Genomic DNA, 19554 nt, shown 5'->3' with positions numbered 1-19554 from the left:
GGTGCGCACACCTTACAGTGCAACTTGTTGTTAGACAAGGAAGAGATGTAAAGGGGATAGTCCCTTTATAATTGAGGTGGCACCGCGTTACCAACGCCCTCACGCAGAGTAATTTTCTGTGTGTGGGCTTTTTCATATCTTGAAATCAATACAGAAAGAGGAAAAATTTTATGACAACCAAAGGTTATTTTGGACAATTTGGTGGTAGTTTCGTACCGGAGCCGATTCAGGCTTTGTTGGATGAGTTGGAAGTGACATTTGACAAGTACAAGGATGATCCAGAATTTTTGGCAGAATTTCGCCACTACTTAAAGGACTATTCAGGTCGCGAAACACCGCTCTATTTTGCAGAGAGTTTGACAGATCACTTAGGTGGAGCTAAAATTTATCTCAAACGTGAAGACCTTAACCACCTTGGTTCTCACAAGCTCAACAACGTTTTAGGACAAATTCTTTTGGCTAAACGCATGGGCAAAAAACGAGTAATCGCAGAAACAGGAGCTGGTCAGCACGGTGTTGCGACAGCAGCGGCTGCAGCCAAGTTTGGTATGGCCTGTGATGTCTACATGGGAGCAGAGGATGTGGAACGTCAACGTCTCAATGTTTTCCGTATGGAGATGATGGGAGCAACTGTTCATGCAGTTGAAACAGGGACACGAACTCTTAAGGATGCGGTTGATGCAGCCTTTGGAGCATGGATGAATGATTTGGAAGCCTTCTATGTTCTGGGATCTGCTGTGGGACCTCACCCATATCCAACCATTGTTCATGAGTTCCAAAAGATCATCAGTGAAGAATCTCGCCGTCAAATCTTAGAAAAAGAAGGCCGTTTACCAGACTACGTTATTGCTTGTGTAGGTGGTGGTTCCAATGCCATCGGTGCTTTTTCTCAGTATGTGGCTGATGAAGAAGTCAAATTGGTTGGGGTCGAAGCTGCTGGTCATGGACTTGACACAGACAAGCACGCAGCTACTATGACAAAAGGTAGTATCGGAATTGTCGACGGCATGAAGACCTATGCAGTCTTTAAGGAAGATGGAGAGCTGGCTCCAGTTTACTCTATCTCAGCTGGATTGGACTATCCAGGGGTTGGCCCAGAACACGCCTACTTCAAAGATTCAGGTCGCGTGGAATATGTTGCAGCGACAGACGAAGAAGCGGTTCAAGCCTTGCTCCTCCTCAGCAAGACTGAAGGAATTATCCCAGCGATTGAAAGTTCGCACGCTATCGCAGAAGCAGTTAAACGTGCACCGAAACTAAGTAAAGACGACATTATCATTATCAATGTCTCTGGTCGTGGAGACAAGGACGTAGCTGCGATTGCAGACTACCTAGAAGCTAAGAAATAATAGATGGAAAAATTACAGTCCTTTCTCTCACAGAGAGCTTGTGGTTGCTGGAAACAAGTAGAGAAAGCTGTAAGGTTGGGTCCATTTGGAACAAGAGAAAAAAACATAATTCTCAAGGGAGTGCCCTTTATCGCACAGCCTGTTACAGGAGGTTTCTGAGACAGGAATGAGAGATAGGAGAAATCCTATAATTGAGGTGGCACCGCGAATTTCGTCCTCACGCAAGTTATTTTGCGTGGGGATTTTTCATACAGTCGCCACGAACTAGAAGCAGAACTGAAAGGGAAATTACAATGGAACGAATCATTCATGGAGATGTCTTATCACCAATCTTGGCTTATATGCGCCTAAAGGGGCAACACAAGGTTATCTTAGAGAGTATTCCGAGAGACAAGGAAACAGCTCGTTTTTCGATCTTAGCCTATAATCCAGTTTTTGAGATTAAGTTTGAAAATGGAGTTCTCTATCAAAATGGGCAAGTGATTGATCGTGATCCCTTGGATTTCCTTTATGAAGTGACTCATAAGAGCCAACACCATTCAGACCTACCTTTTGGTGGAGGAGCCATTGGTTTTGTGGGTTACGATATGATTTCTCTTTATGAAGAAATTGGTCAAATCCCTGAGGATACAATTGGGACACCAGACATGCATTTCTATGTCTATGAGAGCTATATGGTCTTTGACCACAAGAAGGAAAAAATCCATGTCATCGAGGATGCACTTTATAGTGAGCGCAGTCAAGAAGACTTGGAAGAAGCCTTGAACCAAGTGCTTGAAGAATTACGCATCCCTGCTCCAAATGAATTTGAAGACTTGGATCTATCTCCGTTAGACTTCAAACCGCATATCGCTCCTCAGAAGTTTGAGGAAATGGTGGAAATAGCTCGTGACTTGATTCGTAACGGGGATATGTTCCAATGTGTACTCAGTCAGCGTTTCTCAGCAGAAGTTACTGGAAATCCATTTGACTTCTACAGAAATCTCCGCGTGACCAATCCATCCAATTACCTCTATTTCTATGATTTTGGGGATTATCAAATCATCGGTGCCAGTCCAGAAAGTTTGGTTTCTGTCAAAAATGGCATCGTGACAACCAATCCGATCGCAGGGACACGACCAAGAGGAGCTACGGATGAAGAAGACAAGGCTTTGGCGACAGACCTGCTTTCGGATGAGAAGGAAACAGCAGAGCATCGGATGTTAGTAGACTTGGGACGTAACGATATTGGTCGCATCTCTGAAACGGCCAGTGTCCAAGTCACTAAGTATATGGAAGTGGAGCTTTTCCGTTATGTCATGCATTTGACCAGCGTGGTCAAGGGGCGTTTGCTTCCAGAACTCACTGCCATGGATGCTTTGAAAGCAACACTTCCAGCTGGAACAGTGTCAGGAGCACCAAAGATTCGGGCTATGAGACGCATCTATGAACTGGAAACGGAAAAACGAGGCGTATACGCAGGAGCAATCGGCTACTTGTCTGCAACGGGAGATATGGATTTCGCTATTGCCATTCGAACCATGATTCTCAAAAATCAAACAGCCTATGTGCAGGCTGGGGCAGGGATTGTCTACGACTCTATTGCCCAAAACGAATACCAAGAAACCATTAATAAGGCTAAATCTATGACTAGAATTGGAGAACTAAGACCATGATTTTATTGATTGACAACTATGATTCTTTTACCTATAACTTGGCGCAATACATTGGGAATTTTGCAGAAGTGCAGGTCTTGAGAAATGATGATCCCAAGCTGTATGAAGAAGCTGAAAAAGCAGATGGTCTGGTCTTTTCTCCGGGTCCTGGTTGGCCTGTTGATGCTGGAAAGATGGAAGATATGATTCGTGACTTTGCAGGCAAGAAGCCAATTCTAGGGATTTGTTTAGGTCACCAAGCCATCGCAGAAGTCTTTGGTGGTAAGCTAGGCTTGGCTCCAAAGGTCATGCATGGGAAACAGAGCAATATCAGCTTTGAAGCACCATCTGTTTTGTATCAAGGCATCGAGGATGGCCGTGCGGTCATGCGTTACCACAGTATTTTGATTGAAGAAATGCCAGAAGAGTTTGAAGTGACAGCTCGTTCGACTGATGACCAAGCTATTATGGGAATTCAACACAAAACCCTTCCAATTTATGGCTTCCAGTACCATCCAGAAAGTATCGGAACGCCTGACGGCTTGTCTTCTATTCGGAATTTTATCGAGAATGTTGTAAAGTGAGGAAACTAGGATGAAAGAGATTATTGAAAAACTAGCAAAATTTGAAAATTTATCAGGTGTGGAAATGACGGATGTCATTGAGCGTATCGTAACTGGGCGTGTAACGGAGGCGCAGATTGCTTCTCTCCTCTTGGCTCTTAAGATGAAGGGGGAAACACCTGAAGAGCGCACAGCCATTGCCCAAGTCATGAGAGGACATGCTCAACACATTCCAACTGAAATTCATGATGCCATGGACAACTGTGGTACAGGTGGAGACAAGTCTTTCAGTTTTAATATTTCCACAACTGCAGCCTTTGTCTTGGCTGGTGGCGGTGTTCATATGGCAAAACACGGTAACCGCTCGATTTCTTCTAAATCTGGTTCTGCAGATGTCCTCGAAGCCTTGGGCATCAACCTAGACCTCAAACCAGCTGAACTAGGTAAGGTCTTTGATAAAACTGGCATCGTCTTTCTCTTTGCTAAAAATATGCACCCAGCTATGAAATACATCATGCCAGCTCGTTTGGAGTTGGGAATTCCAACGATTATGAACTTGACTGGTCCCCTGATTCACCCAATGGCTTTGGAAACACAGCTTCTTGGAATTAGTCGTCCAGAACTACTAGAAAGTACAGCTCAGGTTTTGAAAAATATGGGCCGTAAACGTGCCATCGTAGTTGCTGGACCAGAAGGGTTGGATGAAGCTGGTTTGAATGGAACAACCAAGATTGCACTTCTTGAAAATGGCGAAATCACCTTATCAAGCTTTACTCCAGAAGATCTAGGGATGGAGCGCTACGCTATCGAAGATATCCGTGGAGGCAATGCTCAGGAAAATGCAGAAATTTTGCTTAGTGTTCTCAAGAACGAACCAAGTCCATTCTTGGAAACGACAGTTCTGAATGCAGGTCTTGGTTTCTATGCTAATGGTAAGGCAGCTAGCATCAAGGAAGGAGTTGCCTTGGCCCGTCAAGTCATTGCTAGTGGCAAGGCCCTTGAAAAACTCAGATTGTTGCAGGAGTACCAAAAATGAGTCAGGAATTTTTAGCACGAATTTTGGAGCAGAAGGCGCGTGAGGTTGAGCAGATGGAGCTGGAGGAAATCCAGCCCCTGCGCCAGACCTATCGCTTGGCTGACTATCTAAAACAACACCAAGACCGTCTACAGGTAATCGCTGAAGTCAAGAAAGCTAGCCCTAGTCTGGGAGATATCAATCTCGATGTGGATATTGTGCAACAGGCCCAGACTTATGAAGCGAACGGAGCAGTGATGATTTCTGTTCTGACAGATGAAGTTTTCTTTAAAGGACATTTGGATTATCTACGGGAGATTTCCAGTCAGGTACAGATTCCAACGCTTAACAAGGACTTTATTATCGATGAAAAACAAATCATCCGAGCTCGCAATGCAGGTGCGACAGTCATCTTGCTCATTGTGGCAGCCTTGTCCGAAGAACGCCTCAAGGAACTTTATGACTATGCGACAGAGCTTGGTCTGGAAGTCTTGGTGGAGACCCACAATCTAGCTGAACTAGAAGTGGCTCACAGACTTGGTGCGGAGATTATTGGTGTTAATAACCGCAATTTGACTACCTTTGAAGTTGACTTGCAAACCAGTGTAGATTTGGCTAAACATTTCAAAGATGATTGCTTGTACATTTCTGAATCTGCTATTTTCACAGGGCAGGATGCGGAACGAGTAGCACCATACTTTAATGGAATTTTAGTTGGGACAGCTCTTATGCAGGCAGAAGATGCGGCCCAGAGAATCAAGGAGTTGCAGATTGACAAAGGTTAAAATTTGCGGATTATCGACCAAAGAAGCGGTGGAAACAGCCGTATCAGCAGGAGTCGACTACATCGGTTTTGTCTTTGCACCTAGTAAAAGACAGGTGACTTTGGATCAGGCTGCCGAGCTGGCAAAGCTTATTCCTGCAGATGTCAAAAAGGTTGGTGTGTTTGTTTCACCAAGTCGGGCAGAACTGCTAGAAACGATTGACAACGTTGGCTTGGACTTGGTTCAAGTTCACGGTCAGGTGGCAGATGATTTGTTTGAGAATTTACCTTGTGCCAGTATTCAGGCTGTGCAGGTGAATAGAGAGGGTCATGTGCCCAATTCTCAGGCAGACTATCTACTCTTTGATGCCCCTGTGGCTGGGAGTGGCCAGACCTTTGACTGGGCTCAACTGGATACGATTGGACTGACTCAGCCTTTCTTTATCGCAGGTGGGCTTAATGAAGACAATGTCGTAAAAGCAATTCAACACTTTACTCCCTATGCAGTCGATGTATCAAGCGGAGTGGAGACAGACGGACAAAAAGATCATGAAAAGATTAGAAGATTTATAGAGAGGGTAAAGAATGGCATATCAAGAACCAAATAAAGATGGATTTTACGGAAAATTCGGCGGACGTTTTGTCCCAGAAACATTGATGACAGCAGTTTTGGAGTTGGAAAAGGCTTATCGTGAAAGTCAGGCAGACCCAAGTTTCCAAGAGGAATTAAACCAGCTCTTACGCCAGTATGTGGGGCGTGAAACTCCTCTTTACTACGCAAAAAACTTGACTCAGCATATCGGCGGAGCCAAGATTTATCTCAAACGGGAAGACCTTAACCATACAGGGGCCCACAAGATTAACAATGCCTTGGGACAAGTTCTTCTGGCTAAACGCATGGGTAAAAAGAAAATTATCGCTGAAACAGGTGCTGGTCAGCACGGTGTGGCAACTGCAACTGCTGCAGCCCTCTTTAACATGGAATGTACTATCTACATGGGTGAGGAAGATGTCAAACGCCAAGCCCTCAATGTGTTCCGTATGGAGCTTTTGGGAGCCAAGGTTGAGGCAGTGACAGACGGTTCGCGCGTGCTCAAGGATGCGGTCAATGCAGCCCTTCGTTCATGGGTAGCAAATATCGATGATACCCATTATATCCTTGGTTCTGCCTTGGGGCCTCATCCATTCCCAGAAATCGTTCGTGACTTCCAAAGTGTTATTGGTCGAGAAGCTAAACAACAGTACCGTGACTTGACAGGTAAAAATCTACCAGATGCCTTAGTAGCCTGTGTTGGTGGTGGTTCTAATGCCATCGGTCTCTTCCATCCATTTGTAGAAGATGAATCAGTAGCTATGTATGGAGCTGAAGCAGCAGGACTTGGTGTGGATACAGAGCATCACGCAGCTACCTTGACCAAGGGTCGTCCGGGTGTCCTTCACGGTTCCCTCATGGATGTGCTCCAAGATGCCCATGGTCAAATTCTTGAAGCCTTCTCGATCTCAGCAGGTTTGGACTATCCTGGTATCGGTCCAGAGCATTCTCACTACCACGATATCAAACGTGCCAGCTATGTTCCTGTGACAGACGAAGAGGCCTTGGAAGGATTCCAACTCTTGTCTCGTGTGGAAGGGATTATCCCAGCCTTGGAATCTAGCCATGCGATCGCCTTTGCAGTGAAATTGGCCAAAGAACTTGGACCAGAAAAGTCTATGATTGTCTGTCTATCAGGTCGTGGGGACAAGGATGTGGTTCAAGTCAAAGACCGCTTGGAAGCAGATGCAGTAAAGAAGGGAGAAACTTATGCCTAAGACACTAACAGAAAAATTAAACGCTATAAAAGCAGCTGGAAAAGGAATTTTCGTTCCCTATATCATGGCTGGAGACCATGAGAAAGGTTTGGATGGACTCGGAGAAACAATTCACTTTTTAGAAGATTTGGGTGTTTCGGCTATTGAAGTTGGTATTCCCTTTTCAGACCCTGTTGCAGATGGACCTGTTATCGAAGAAGCTGGCTTGCGCAGTTTAGCCCACGGGACCTCTACCCAGGCTTTGGTTGAAACCTTGAAAACCATTGAAACAGAGGTTTCACTTGTCATCATGACCTACTTCAACCCCCTCTTTCAGTACGGTGTGGAGAACTTTGTCAAAGATTTGGCAGATACAGCGGTTAAGGGCTTGATCATTCCAGACCTTCCTCATGAGCATGCCAATTTTGTGGAGCCTTATTTGGCAGATACAGACATCGCTTTGATTCCCCTAGTTAGTTTGACAACAGGACTTGAGCGTCAAAAAGAGTTGATTGAAGGAGCAGAAGGATTCGTCTATGCGGTTGCCATCAATGGGGTGACAGGGAAATCAGGCAATTACCGTGCAGACTTGGACAAGCACTTGGCACAACTGCATCAAGTAGCCGATATCCCAGTCTTGACAGGTTTTGGCGTATCTAGTCAAGCCGATGTAGAACGCTTCAATGCGGTATCAGATGGCGTTATCGTCGGTTCAAAAATCGTAAAAGCTCTCCACCAAGGAGAGCCGATTCAGGACTTTATCAGACAAGCAGTAGCTTACCAAAAATAATCACACAAGTAGCAAGTAAGAGGAAAGGCACAAAAGGAAGTCTTTCCTTTTTCTTTTGTAGGAGAAAGGCTAGAATTCCCATCGCAGAAGCAGACTGAATCAAGATCAGTAACTCCGTTACACTAAAGACGAGAGCGCAAGAAGCTAAAAAGAGGAAATCCCCTGCGCCCATGCGAATATTGATAAAATGAGCCACAATTCCAAGGACAAGGAAGAAGACCATGACCAGATTCCAGCCAGATCCGGCCATTAGGATTAGGTGGAAAGTCATCCAGACTAGTAAGGGATATTCCTGATGGCGAAAGTCGTAGATGCCCAAGGTCAAACCAGCGGTGATTAGGACGACTTGCCCCAAGGAAAGCAATTCCCAAGACCAAGCCAGAAAGAGGAGTCCTAAGCCCAATTCAAAAAGGGCATACCAGACAGGATATGTAGCCTTGCAGTAGCGACAGCGAAAGCGATTGAAGACCTGTGAGAGAATCGGAATCAAATCTAAGGGACGCAAGCGAGTCTGACAGGAATCGCAGTGACTAGCAGGTTGGATAATGGATTGCTCTGGAAAACGGTCAATGACCAAACCAAGAAAAGAAGCGAGAATGCTCCCGACAAGAAAAAAATAAAAATCAATCATACTTATCTATTCGTAAAAAATGGGAGAAGTAGTATAATGGAGAAACATAGATAAGATGGTGAGGCAAAGATGATAATTCGTTTTGAAGAAAATGTGAGCACAGAAAATGCTCAGCTCGTATGCCAATGGTCCAACTCCCTGGGGAAAGATTTTCAGGAACAATGGATGGGACCAAAGATTCCTTTTCCACTGACCCTTCAAGTCTTGCAAGAGTTGGAAGGAATCTTTTCAATCTTTGAAGGACAAGAGTTTGTGGGGGTTATCCAGAAAATCAGGCAAGAAGACAGCAATCTTCATATTGGACGCTTTTTTATCAATCCCCAGAAACAGGGACAAGGCTTAGGTAGGCAGGCTTTAAGGAAATTTGTTAGTTTGGTCTTTGAAAATGGAGACATAGGTAGTATTTCTTTAAATGTCCTCGAAGCAAATCAAGCAGCCCAGCACCTTTATCAAAAAGAAGGATTTGAAATCGTTCAAATGGTTGAAGCACCTGTACGAAAATACATCATGAAAAAGGGGAGATAGGCGTTTAATTACAAATATAAAGAAAGCGAACAAAAATATTGCTTAACTTATCCATTGTTGACCAAAAGTAGAAGAGATATACAAAAAAGCCTTGATTCCAAGGCTTTTCCTGTTGTATTTAGATGCCCCCTACATGGATTTGTAAGAACTTTTCATATTGAAAATAAACAAAAATGTTGAAATATAGCTGATTTTAGGGAAATACTTTTAGGTGTTTTCAATGTCAGGATTTAAAAATGGGGCAAAAGTGGGGCAAAAACGAATGACTCGTATTTGGTTTGAAAACCTATAATACCTAATGATTATGCTATTCTAGATATATAGTTTTGTTATAAATAAATGTCAGTGCGAGTTCAAATCGGAGGATAAAATGGAAAAACAAATTAATGAAAAAAAGCCTTGGTTCCCAAAGCTTTTTAATGTTATAAACTCATTAAAATAACTCCCAGTTAGATTTGGAATATTTTTTATTCTGTGTCATATAAAAATAAATAAAATGAATGGCTATAGCTAGAGCTAAAATGGTTGTTATACTCACTACTATTATAGGATTAGAAGCAAAGATTAAAGAGAGAATAAAGGCAGCCAGATAGAGTGTCGCTTGGACACAGTAGTAACTTTTCGAATAGCGAAGATAGTGTTTGTTATAGGGCCCATTTACTAGGACAGCAGCTTGAAAGAGGCCAAATCCGATATAAGAGAAGCTGGTTGCAAAGAGACGATTAGCTTCAGGATTCTGAAGAAAACTCATCGATACAGTCATCATCATAAGTCCAATGAAAATAGGATAGTGACTGTAAATTAGAAATAGTCCCTTTTGATTAGATTTTTCATCAATAGCATGGTCGAATTGACCAAAATAAAACAAGAACAGAGAAATCATAATAATGAGATAAAGAACCGAATAAATCGAGAAATTCTCGATTGTAAAGAAGTTAGCTAGATTCGTAATCATCTCTCCAAACGTAATAATGACAAGAAGGGAGATGCGCTCGATTAAATGGGGGAGATTTACCTGGTAATGCTTATCTTTATTAAGCAAGATACTTGGCATAATAAAGATAAACAGAATACTAGCAAAGAAGATATAGACTCTAACGTAAATAGGAAGAAGAGCTGCTAGATAGACTCCTAAACTTCCTAGACCTGTTATCCATAGAAAACCTTTGATACTTTCCCGTTCAACATCATCGGTTGATTTTCTAAAAAATTCAACCAAATATTGAAAAAATAAGGTAAGGGTTAATGTACCAATAGCCCAACAGAGATAATGAAAATATTGTTGCCAATCAGGTCCAATCATATTGGCTATAAAGAGTAAAAGTCCCATTTTGATAAACATGATTACCATGTTAAATAAAGAGTTCTTTCCATAGCGATTGGTATAATCGGTTTGAATCATCCAGGAATCGATGAGAACCAAAATAGCAATGAAAAAATCAAGGAAAGAATTCCAAGTCAAAATACCGTTATGAAGATGGTCGATTAAAGTAGTTACTTTTGAAATTGCAAAAACAAAAACTAAGTCATAAAAAAGTTCTGAAAATTCTACACGTTTATGTTTAATAAGAGTTGTCATCTTAAGACCTTTCTATTTTAGAAGTACAATTTATTATAACAGAAAATGGTAATGAGAGAAAAGGAGATGCTTAAATAACTTTATGTGGCGCTAATGAACTGCGCCACAAAAGTTAGGTTTTTTCTGTCCAACTTTTGGGGTCAGTACAGAAGGGCCGCTTTTTCTATCGTTTTTAGTGCTAAGACTACACAAAAAAGCCTAGTAAATCAAGGCTTTTTCCTGTTGTATTTAGATGCCCCCTACAGGGATTTGGAAAGGACTTTCATATTGAGAGCAATTAAAAATATTGAAATATAAGTGATTTTAGGTATTTTCAATGTCATGATTTAAAAATGGGACAAAAGTGGGGCAAAAACCATACAGATTCTAAACTGTATGGTTCTTTTTTTATCTAACCAAGAAAGGTTAAAACTTATTAAAACAAATGCAATCAACTGTTGAAAACTTTTTAGTCCGTGTAATATAAAAACAAGTAAAAAGTTGAACTATAGGGAATATTGTGTCATAATAGGTAATAGATGAATAATTAATAGATTGGAAATAATGCTTTCTTACCTTAACAAGTTGAATTGGTTATACATTTTTTCGTCGCAATTGTGTCTATCTCTCGAGTTTAGCTAGTTTTTATAAGCTCTGGTTTCTAATCAATATAACAAATTTTAGAAGTGCATAAGACAAGATGGTGACATTACTACAGTCATTTCTAGTCACCATATGTTGCTGGCACAGGCTGTTTGTAGTGTTGGCTATTTACTAGTCAGTTTAATCGGAGTGTTTAATTTTTATTGTTGAAAGGTTTTTATATGGCGAAAATTCTATCTTTAGGTCTGACAGGTAAGAAATTACTTGCTCAGGGGTTCTTGTTTGTTCTGCTAGGTCTCATCTTGATGGTCACGGGGACTTGGTTGCCAGTAAAGGTTATTCGACTGGTTCTGTTTTTAGCTTGGATAGCAACGGTCTTAGATTTAGTATTACGTATTTTCAAAAAAAGTCAGTCAACGGACACCTTGGGAGTTGCACTGGTTAAATTGTTAGTGCTGGGATATTTGCTTGGCTCCAATCTTGCGACGGATGTGCCGATTTATATTTTGGCTCTTGTGATTGGAGTTTATCAGATTTTTCATGCTAGTATTAACCTTGTCACCTATGTTCTCTACCGCAAAAACAAAATTCGACCTCGTTTTCGTCTCTTACTAGATGGACTCGTACTAGTTTTTCTTGGTGGGACTAGTCTTTTGTCCTCTACAGGAAATTCTGTCTTTCAACTCTTTGTATTAGGGGCTTATTTTTTCCTTTATGGTCTGTCCAATATCCGTGATGGTTTCTTGTTTGAGGAGGAAATTGGGAAAAACCATCTCAAACGTCGTGTAAGAATGAGCTTACCTATTGTCCTAGCCGCTCTCATCCCTGCAAGAACTTTAGCAAAAATCAACAAATTCATGCAGGAAAATGCTGATGAGAGAGAGGATATCCATCTTGGAATGGTGAAGTCTGGTAAGACAGCGGAGCTTGAAATTTTTGTTCATACAGCTGAGACCTCTCTGTTTTCGGCAATTGGTCATGTGGATATCTGCTATCAAGGCCGTGTTATTTCTTATGGCAACTATGATCCGTCTTCTGAGACCTTATTTGGCATGGTAGGAGATGGTGTCTTATATTTCTGTGATCGTGACAAGTACATTGACCTATGTAAACGTGAGAGTCAAAAAACGCTTTTTGGTTATGGGATAGATTTGACGCCTGAAATGGAAAAAGCAGTTCAGAAAAAGTTGGCTGAATTGAAACAACTGACGATTCCATGGGAGCCAAGTGCAGATAAAATCATGACAGGTGATGGTAAGGAAGACTACACCTACGCTTATAAAATCAGACATGAGACAGATGGGGAACTTTATAAATTTATCAAATCTAAGTTTAAATCCTACTTTGTCTTATCTACAAACTGTGTGCTCTTGGCTGATACCATAGTCGGTCAGGCTGGCACCGATATCCTCTCACCCAAAGGATTTATCGCTCCAGGAACTTACCAAGCCTACCTTAATCGAGAGTTTGAAAAACCAAATAGTATAGTCGTATCTAAACATGTTTATTAAGGAGAATTTATGAACTTAGTAAAAAAATACACCCCGTTAATACTTTTTATAGGGCTGGTTGCTCTTGTAATTCTGAATGCATCGAGCTTTATATCAGGAGCAATCTCTCTCTTTGATGTAATATCAACCTTGATTTATGGTGCTGTTATTGCTTTTGTGCTTAATGTTCCTATGAAAAAAATTGAACAGTACTTAGTTAAATTGAAGGTAAAGGCAGAGTTGCGTCGTCCGATTGCCATGGTACTTGTTTTCCTAGCTCTTATCTTAATCGTGATTGCTCTTTTGGTTTTGGTGCTGCCAACCCTAGCCCAGACTATTAGTCAGCTGGGAACAGTCCTTTCAACAGTCCTTACTCAACTTGGGAAATTGCTAGACAGCTCGGAATTTGTAACCAAAGACATGTTGTCAACTATCGTATCAGGCATACAGGGACAATCTAGTTCTATTAGCCAAGCTTTGATAGGTTTTTTATCAGGTCTGACTAGTAATATCGGCAATATTTTTTCAAGTTTGATGAATGCCTTTTTGATTATAGTCTTTACCTTTTTATTTTTATCCAGTAAGGAACATCTGGCAGCGATGACGAGTAGACTTCTAAAAGTTATATTTCCAGAGAAAGTGGTGACAAAGTTAACTTACATTGGACAAGTAGCACTAGAGACTTATGACCAATTTTTGATGAGTCAGCTGATTGAAGCAGTCATCATAGGAGTTATGATAGCGGTTGTCTACAGCCTGTTTGGACTACCTTATGGGGTAATGACAGGTATATTTGCAGGAGTGCTATCGTTCATTCCTTATGTAGGGCCTATGATTGCTTGTGTTGTGGGAGCGATTTTTATCTTCACAGTGAGTCCTACTCAAGCCTTACTTTCTCTTCTTCTATATCAAGTTATACAGCTGATTGAAGGAAACCTTATTTATCCTAGAGTTGTAGGTCAATCTATTGGTTTGCCAGCTATTTTCACGCTTGCGGCTGCTAGTATTGGAGGCAATCTCTTTGGCTTACTTGGGATGATATTCTTTACACCGATATTTGCTGTTATCTATCGATTGGTTAAGGAATTTGTCGTTGCAAAGGAAAATCAGCTAGATTAAGAAAAACTAAATTTAATAAGATATACTGAGAAGAGAGTGAGAGATTCTCTTCTCTTTTATTTTTAAATACTTTTCTACAAAAAGCTATTAGACGTTAAAAAAAGCCTTGGTTTCAAGGCTTATTTCTGTTGATTTAGATGTGCCCCCTGCAGGGCTCGAACCTGCGCCCCATAGCTTAAGAGTCTACTGCTCTACCAACTGAGCTAAGGAGGCAACAGAAAAAGCTGAGAATGTAACTTCCCAGCTATTTTAATATGCCCAAAATGGCAGCTAGATTATTTACGAAAGGCATCAAGGATATAGGTGAAACCAACAATTAAAAATGCAAAGGCAACGACATAAACGACAAAGACACTTGTAGCTACTGGATTGAACAAAATCACTAGACCTAGTAAAAATGCAAGCAACGCTATCCACATGATATGGTTGCCAATAATAGGGAAAATCAATCCCAGACGATTGCCTTTAAAGAAAACTATAATGGCTTCTACAATTAACCAAATTCCTAAAATAGTTGGAATGACAACTGGCAGCGTCACAAAGCCATAGGCAACGAGGTAAAGAGCTAAGAGAAGATTAACAATCCCTTGGAAAAGATGAGCTGGTGAGCGAAGCTCTTTTGGTACAGAGAAATAGCCTAAAATAGCTGCTATAGAAGAAACCAGTAAACCAAATGCAATCCACCAGCTGTAAGCAACAAGATTAGCTACTGGGTTTGTAAATAGGAAAAGTCCTAAAAGGACAAAAACAACTCCTGCAAGGAATAGCGATAAACGATTAGAAAATTTCATTTCAATACCCCCTATATAGTATAGTATAGTTTGATAATAAAAATATTATACACCTTTTTAGAGGAAATATCAATAAACAAAATGGAAAATTTGGAAGTTTCAGTCTGATTTATGAAAAGAAAATCAGTTTTTATTATTTTGAAAATAAAAAGAGAAGATAAAATTTGTCTTCTCTACATGAAAATATTGTATGGCATCAAAGCAAAAGTAACTGGCTTTACACTATTTGTTAAGATGTAATTTGATTCAAAAAGAAAAGATAGATTTAAAAGTGGGGCAAATGATGAGGCAAATTAGTTATAGACAAGCAAAAAAGCCTTGGAACTCAAGGCTTTTTCCTGTTGATTTAGATGCCCCCTACAGGGATCGAACCTGTGACCCACGGATTAAGAGTCCGCTGCTCTGCCAGCTGAGCTAAGGAGGCAAAGAAAAAAGCTGTATTGGTGCCGAAACTTCACGGTTTGTATTGAACCCGCGCAATTAAGCAGGTGGGCAACTCGCTCTAACTGAAGCTGTTTCCGTGTGAGACGGCCTACATGCTGTTAGAAGACTTTTGTTTCCCTAATAATACAAAAAATAGTCGGTCAACACTTAAGTGTGAAGTCGTACACCACAGCGTTTCTATGTTTATATGATACCACTTTTTCAAAAAAAATCAAGAGGAAAATGCAATTTTTTGAAAAGGATTTCAGATTTTTCGCAAACGGTCGATAGCTTCCTTTCTTTGAGCCAAAGCCCGTTCATATTTACCAGTATCTTCTGCTTGGAAATAGTGATGATTACGAATTTTTTCTGGTAGATAGTCTTGCTTGACCCAATTTCCAGGATAGTTGTGTGGATAGAGATAGTCTTGGGCATTCCCCAGTTCCTTGCTTCCACTGTAGTGCCCATCACGCAGGTGTCGCGGAATAGGCAAGTGCCCTGATGTTTTGAGGTCAGCAAGTGCCTTATCCATAGCTACATAGGCTGAGTTGGATTTTGGAGAAAGGGCCAAATCAATGACGACATTGGCAATGAGAATGCGGGCTTCTGGGAAACCAATCCTTTGTGCAGCATCCAGAGCAGTCACGGTGTGAATCTGGGCTTCAGGATTGGCCAAACCGATATCTTCATAAGCGATAACAGTCAAACGACGAGCGAGACTAGGCAGATCCCCAGCCTCAATCAAGCGGGCAGCATAGTGGAGACTGGCATCGACATCTGAACCGCGAATAGACTTTTGAAGGGCAGATAGAACATCGTAATGTCCATCTCCATCCTTGTCCATAGTGATGTAGCTTCTCTGAAGACTATTTTCCATGATGTCAAGCGTGATATGACGGATGCCGTCATCATTTTCTGGGGTGGAGAGAACTGCCAAATCAAGTGAGTTAAAGGCAGAACGGAGGTCTCCGTTGGTAGATGTTGCGATAAAATCAAGGGCATCATTATCTAACTCAACAGGGAAATCAAAACCTCGTTCAGGGACAGTCAGGGCTATTTGAATGGCTCCTTTGACATCTTGGTTAGACAAGGGTTCCAACTCAAAAATCTGAACACGGCTACGAATGGCTGGAGTGACAGAAAAGAAGGGATTTTCAGTCGTCGCCCCAATCATGATGACCAGTCCGCTTTCCAAGAGAGGCAAGAGGAAGTCTTGTTTAGTCTTGTCAAGACGATGAATCTCGTCTAGTAGCAGTACAAGACCACCTGAGAATTTAGCCTCTTCAGCTATTTCTTGGAGTCTTTTTTTACTATCTACTGTCGCATTGAAAGTTCGAAAGGCATACTTGGTCGTCCCTGCGATGGCAGAGGCAATACTGGTCTTGCCGATTCCCGGAGGTCCATAAAGAATCATGGAGGACAGGCGGTTGGCTTCCACCATGCGGCGGATAATTTTTCCAGGCCCGACCAGATGTTCCTGACCAATGACCTGGTCGATAGTTTTAGGGCGCATGCGAAGCGCGAGATTGTCTGGCATAGCAGTCCTTTCTAGCGTGGATTTTCTGATGTATATGTGGTAAGATGGTAGTATCTATTTTAGCATATTTCCGAGCAATCGGGGCGATTTAAGAGTCGCATAGAAAGAGGACAAAATGGCAACATATGGATTTTTAGATGTTTTAGAGGAAGAGTTGGAGAAGAACTTTCCCTTTGACTTTGAGATTAGTTGGGACAAGCGCAACCACGCGGTTGAAGTGAGTTTTCTATTGGAAGTGCAAAATGCTGCAGGTGTGGAGATGGTGGATGAAGACGGAGAGGTTTCGTCGGACGATATCCTATTTGAGGAAGCGGTACTCTTTTACAATCCTGCTAAGTCAACCGTCAATGAGGAAGACTATTTGACGGTTATTCCTTACTTACCAAAGAAAGGTTTCTCTCGCGAATTTTTAAACTATTTTGCACTATTCCTTAAAGATACTGCCGAGGTTGGGCTAGATGCCCTTATGGACTTTTTGGAAGACCCAGAAGCAGAGGAATTTGTCATGGAATGGAACCAAGAAGTCTTTGAAGAGGGAAAAGTTGGATTGGAAGAGGGAGAATTTTATCCTTATCCGAGATACTAGGAGTTTGGAGAAGATGGTATGAAAAAATTTGGGATGTATTTGGTTTATGTGCTAGCTTTTGCCTTTATTATGCTAGCTTTTGCTTGTGGCACTATCGCATTTGCAGAGTTGGGGTATTCCGCAGTTTTAGCATTCACTTTTGGTTATTCCTTCGCTCTTTTAAGCATGTATTTAATCTTTATTCTTCATGAGCTGGGTCATGCTTTTTGTGGTTACCTGACAGGCTATCGCCTGGTGGCTTTTGGATTAGGAAACTTTCTTTTGACCAAAAAGTCAGGCAAGTTTCATCTGAGTCGAACAGCCGTTCTGAAAAATGTTGGTGCTCAGTATATTGGATTAAAAGAAGATGAAAGTGATCAAAGAATCATCCTGATGCTTGCAGGAGGCTTGATGGTTCATCTTGGTTTGATTTTATTGGCGATATTGTTTGGATTTTTGACAAAAAGCTGGTATTTTGCTGGTACTTGGATTTTTCTTAATTTGTCTTTCTTCCTAAACAACGCTTTGCCAGTCGACATTACCGATGGAGCGAAAATCTGGGAATTGTTACAACACCCTGAAAATACCAAATACGCTTACTTGGTGTTGAGGCATTCTGCTCAAACTTTGCTGGCTCCTCAAGAATATGATTTGAAAGACTTTACCATGCCTGTTCCTGAGGATGCAAGTGGGAGCCTTGCAGAAAGTGTTCAGACTCTTCAGGGATTGGTATTCATATTGGATGATAATATAGAGCTTGCAAAGCAACAGTTTCAGTCTGTGCTAGAGAAAACAGATAATCCAATGTCTAAAACTATTTCTCAAATATACCTTCTTCAAGTTGCTCTGATGGAAGGAAATAATAAGAAAGCGGAAGAATATGCAAGTATTCGAGGGGTCAAATCCTTTTTATCTATAAAAACAGCAGATATGCAGGTCATTCAAGCTTGGTATCAATTCAAGGTAAAGAAAGATGTAGTTCAAACTCGCAAGGCTATGAAGATTGCTAGACAGAAAATGAATAGTAGCCGGATGTTACGAGATGAGAAAAGCTATTATCAAAACTGGTTAGCCGAGCTGGAAAAGGAATTAACCGAAGGAGTCTAATATGGAAATAGAACTTACTGATTTCCAAGGTTGCAAGATTGCCTAGATTTGTGGGGATAAGGTCTTGACTATCTTACGTGATGACAAGGACGATATCCCTTGTCCCAACATGTGGGAACTGCTCGGTGGAGGAAAGAGTGTCAGGGAAAATCTGATATAGTTTTGCATTACAAGAATATCCTTCCAAGGCTATTCTTTTTATTTTGTCCCAAAATAATTGATTTTGTCCCAAGAATATAGTATTATTTGTGTAAGGAGGAATGAATCATGAAAAAATCGGATGTTCTTGATTTAATAAAGTATCATTATGAGGGCAGAGAGACAGAATTTAGAAATCAATCCATAGCAATTGCTCGGAACTTCAATAAACATGGTGATACTCAATTAGCACAATATATTATGGGATTAATGTCTCATAGTGATAGATTCATGCCACAAATAGAAAATCCTAGTGAGTATTTGACTCCTGCTAAACTAGATATCGGTCCTCTCCCATTGCCTCTTTCAATTATGAATGATTTAAAAGGAATAATAAACGCTGTCAATCATCATATTGGAATAAATAAATTTTTATTTGTGGGATCTCCAGGTACTGGAAAAACTGAAAGTGTAAAGCAGGTGGCTAGACTTATTGGCAAGGAATTACTTGTAGTAGATTTCAGTCACTTAGTAGATAGTAAGCTAGGGCAAACAGTCAAAAACTTAGCAACTCTTTTTTACGAAATCAATAATCTTCCTTTCAAGCAAAATTATATCATCCTATTTGATGAAATTGATTCCATAGTGTTGGATAGGGTTAATCAGAATGATTTAAGAGAAATGGGACGAGTGACTTCTGCCTTTTTAAAGGAGTTGGATAGGCTGTCACCAGAAATTGTATTAATTGCAACAACAAATCTTTTTGAAAATCTTGATAAAGCAGTTACGAGAAGATTCGATGCCATAATTGACTTTGACCGTTATACTGATGAAGATAAAGTAGAAGTAGCTACTATTATTTTAAATGAGTTATTAAAGCAATTTAAGAATGTAGCTAGAGATTTAAAATTATTTAAAAAAATTATCAATAGTGCCAATGTAATACCGAATCCTGGTGATTTGAGAAACGCAATAAGAACGTCATTGGCATTTAGTGATCCATCAGATCCGCATGATTACCAAAAACGCCTGCTAAGAAGTTTGCATAATGGTAGAAATTTATCTATTTCTAAATTATCGAATCTAGGTTTTACTGTTAGAGAAATTGAGATTTTGACAGGTGTTTCTAAGAGTAGTGTATCACGAGAGTTAAGCGAGGATTAAA

At 40.8% G+C, this 19554-nt stretch carries 19 protein-coding genes, 2 tRNA genes and 2 other annotated features (1 of these 23 running past the window's edge); of the genes, 15 read left to right on the top strand and 6 right to left on the bottom strand.

Going from position 1 to position 19554, the window contains the following annotated elements; all coding sequences use genetic code 11:
• Positions 1 to 104: a binding site (T-box leader), on the top strand; it begins 127 nt to the left of the window's first position.
• A 66-nt stretch (positions 105 to 170) separates the two neighbouring features.
• The 8 genes from trpB (B7699_RS04080) to trpA all read left to right on the top strand — a co-directional run bounded on the left by trpB (B7699_RS04080) (position 171) and on the right by trpA (position 7902).
• Complete coding sequence (trpB, locus tag B7699_RS04080; RefSeq protein ID WP_000208437.1) at positions 171 to 1349, top strand: tryptophan synthase subunit beta; 1179 nt, start codon at positions 171 to 173, stop codon at positions 1347 to 1349.
• Positions 1346 to 1571, top strand: a binding site (T-box leader). It overlaps the preceding gene by 4 nt.
• A gap of 71 nt (positions 1572 to 1642) precedes the next feature.
• Positions 1643 to 3004: an anthranilate synthase component I gene (gene trpE, locus B7699_RS04075; RefSeq protein ID WP_084927224.1), complete on the top strand. Its 1362-nt coding sequence runs from the start codon at positions 1643 to 1645 to the stop codon at positions 3002 to 3004.
• Entirely contained in the window at positions 3001 to 3567 is a 567-nt protein-coding gene (locus B7699_RS04070; protein WP_033679778.1) for an aminodeoxychorismate/anthranilate synthase component II, read from the top strand. The genes trpE and B7699_RS04070 overlap by 4 nt, the downstream gene beginning before the upstream one ends.
• Positions 3568 to 3577: 10 nt before the next feature.
• A complete protein-coding gene (trpD, locus tag B7699_RS04065; RefSeq protein ID WP_084927223.1) occupies positions 3578 to 4582 on the top strand; it encodes an anthranilate phosphoribosyltransferase in 1005 nt (334 codons plus the stop codon).
• Positions 4579 to 5346, top strand: a complete 768-nt coding sequence (gene trpC / locus B7699_RS04060; protein WP_084927222.1) for an indole-3-glycerol phosphate synthase TrpC — start codon at positions 4579 to 4581, stop codon at positions 5344 to 5346. The genes trpD and trpC overlap by 4 nt, the downstream gene beginning before the upstream one ends.
• Positions 5333 to 5932, top strand: coding sequence for a phosphoribosylanthranilate isomerase (locus tag B7699_RS04055; protein WP_192852000.1), 600 nt, complete (start codon positions 5333 to 5335; stop codon positions 5930 to 5932). The genes trpC and B7699_RS04055 overlap by 14 nt, the downstream gene beginning before the upstream one ends.
• Complete coding sequence (trpB, locus tag B7699_RS04050; protein WP_004256047.1) at positions 5910 to 7133, top strand: tryptophan synthase subunit beta; 1224 nt, start codon at positions 5910 to 5912, stop codon at positions 7131 to 7133. Before B7699_RS04055 ends, trpB (B7699_RS04050) begins: the two co-directional genes overlap by 23 nt.
• A complete protein-coding gene (gene trpA / locus B7699_RS04045) occupies positions 7126 to 7902 on the top strand; it encodes a tryptophan synthase subunit alpha (RefSeq protein WP_049516379.1) in 777 nt (258 codons plus the stop codon). The genes trpB (B7699_RS04050) and trpA overlap by 8 nt, the downstream gene beginning before the upstream one ends.
• Here trpA and B7699_RS04040 read toward each other — a convergent pair.
• On the bottom strand, positions 7874 to 8533 hold the full coding sequence (locus B7699_RS04040) for a prepilin peptidase (protein ID WP_024057881.1): 660 nt from the start codon (positions 8531 to 8533) through the stop codon (positions 7874 to 7876). The two genes, trpA and B7699_RS04040, sit on opposite strands and share 29 nt — an antisense overlap.
• Before the next feature lie 69 nt (positions 8534 to 8602).
• Here B7699_RS04040 and B7699_RS04035 point away from each other — a divergent pair, with 69 nt between their 5' ends.
• Positions 8603 to 9058 carry a GNAT family N-acetyltransferase gene (locus B7699_RS04035; protein WP_084927220.1) on the top strand — a complete coding sequence of 152 codons (456 nt, stop codon included), beginning with the start codon at positions 8603 to 8605 and terminating at the stop codon, positions 9056 to 9058.
• A gap of 433 nt (positions 9059 to 9491) precedes the next feature.
• Here the strand turns inward: B7699_RS04035 and B7699_RS04030 are convergent, their stop codons facing one another.
• Positions 9492 to 10637 carry a low temperature requirement protein A gene (locus B7699_RS04030; protein ID WP_084927219.1) on the bottom strand — a complete coding sequence of 382 codons (1146 nt, stop codon included), beginning with the start codon at positions 10635 to 10637 and terminating at the stop codon, positions 9492 to 9494.
• 803 nt (positions 10638 to 11440) lie between these two features.
• Here B7699_RS04030 and B7699_RS04020 point away from each other — a divergent pair.
• Together B7699_RS04020 and B7699_RS04015 are read left to right on the top strand one after the other, a co-directional pair.
• A complete protein-coding gene (locus tag B7699_RS04020) occupies positions 11441 to 12730 on the top strand; it encodes a hypothetical protein (protein WP_084927218.1) in 1290 nt (429 codons plus the stop codon).
• 9 nt (positions 12731 to 12739) lie between these two features.
• On the top strand, positions 12740 to 13828 hold the full coding sequence (locus B7699_RS04015) for an AI-2E family transporter (protein ID WP_084927217.1): 1089 nt from the start codon (positions 12740 to 12742) through the stop codon (positions 13826 to 13828).
• Between the two features lie 140 nt (positions 13829 to 13968).
• Here B7699_RS04015 and B7699_RS04010 read toward each other — a convergent pair.
• The 4 genes from B7699_RS04010 to B7699_RS03995 all read right to left on the bottom strand — a co-directional run bounded on the left by B7699_RS04010 (position 13969) and on the right by B7699_RS03995 (position 16579).
• Positions 13969 to 14041 (bottom strand) — tRNA-Lys (locus B7699_RS04010).
• A gap of 62 nt (positions 14042 to 14103) precedes the next feature.
• Positions 14104 to 14619 carry a DUF308 domain-containing protein gene (locus tag B7699_RS04005; RefSeq protein WP_000672744.1) on the bottom strand — a complete coding sequence of 172 codons (516 nt, stop codon included), beginning with the start codon at positions 14617 to 14619 and terminating at the stop codon, positions 14104 to 14106.
• 351 nt (positions 14620 to 14970) lie between these two features.
• Positions 14971 to 15043 (bottom strand) — tRNA-Lys (locus B7699_RS04000).
• Positions 15044 to 15307: 264 nt separating this feature from the next.
• On the bottom strand, positions 15308 to 16579 hold the full coding sequence (locus B7699_RS03995; protein ID WP_084927216.1) for a replication-associated recombination protein A: 1272 nt from the start codon (positions 16577 to 16579) through the stop codon (positions 15308 to 15310).
• 115 nt (positions 16580 to 16694) lie between these two features.
• Here B7699_RS03995 and B7699_RS03990 point away from each other — a divergent pair, with 115 nt between their 5' ends.
• From B7699_RS03990 to B7699_RS03975, 4 genes are all read left to right on the top strand, one after another.
• Positions 16695 to 17165 carry a DUF3013 family protein gene (locus B7699_RS03990; protein ID WP_084927215.1) on the top strand — a complete coding sequence of 157 codons (471 nt, stop codon included), beginning with the start codon at positions 16695 to 16697 and terminating at the stop codon, positions 17163 to 17165.
• 18 nt (positions 17166 to 17183) lie between these two features.
• Positions 17184 to 18251, top strand: a complete 1068-nt coding sequence (locus tag B7699_RS03985; protein ID WP_084927214.1) for a M50 family metallopeptidase — start codon at positions 17184 to 17186, stop codon at positions 18249 to 18251.
• A gap of 46 nt (positions 18252 to 18297) precedes the next feature.
• The gene (locus B7699_RS09835) at positions 18298 to 18411 is read left to right on the top strand and encodes an NUDIX hydrolase (protein WP_314725885.1); all 114 of its coding nucleotides are present in this window, start codon (positions 18298 to 18300) and stop codon (positions 18409 to 18411) included.
• Positions 18412 to 18518: 107 nt separating this feature from the next.
• Complete coding sequence (locus tag B7699_RS03975; protein ID WP_084927213.1) at positions 18519 to 19553, top strand: ATP-binding protein; 1035 nt, start codon at positions 18519 to 18521, stop codon at positions 19551 to 19553.
• Position 19554: the final 1 nt, after the last annotated feature.

This window comes from Streptococcus mitis (assembly GCF_002096835.1).
GTDB lineage: Bacteria > Bacillota > Bacilli > Lactobacillales > Streptococcaceae > Streptococcus > Streptococcus mitis_W.
Note: the sequence above shows the minus strand (reverse complement) of the source record. Positions and strands in the feature narration are given on the sequence as shown.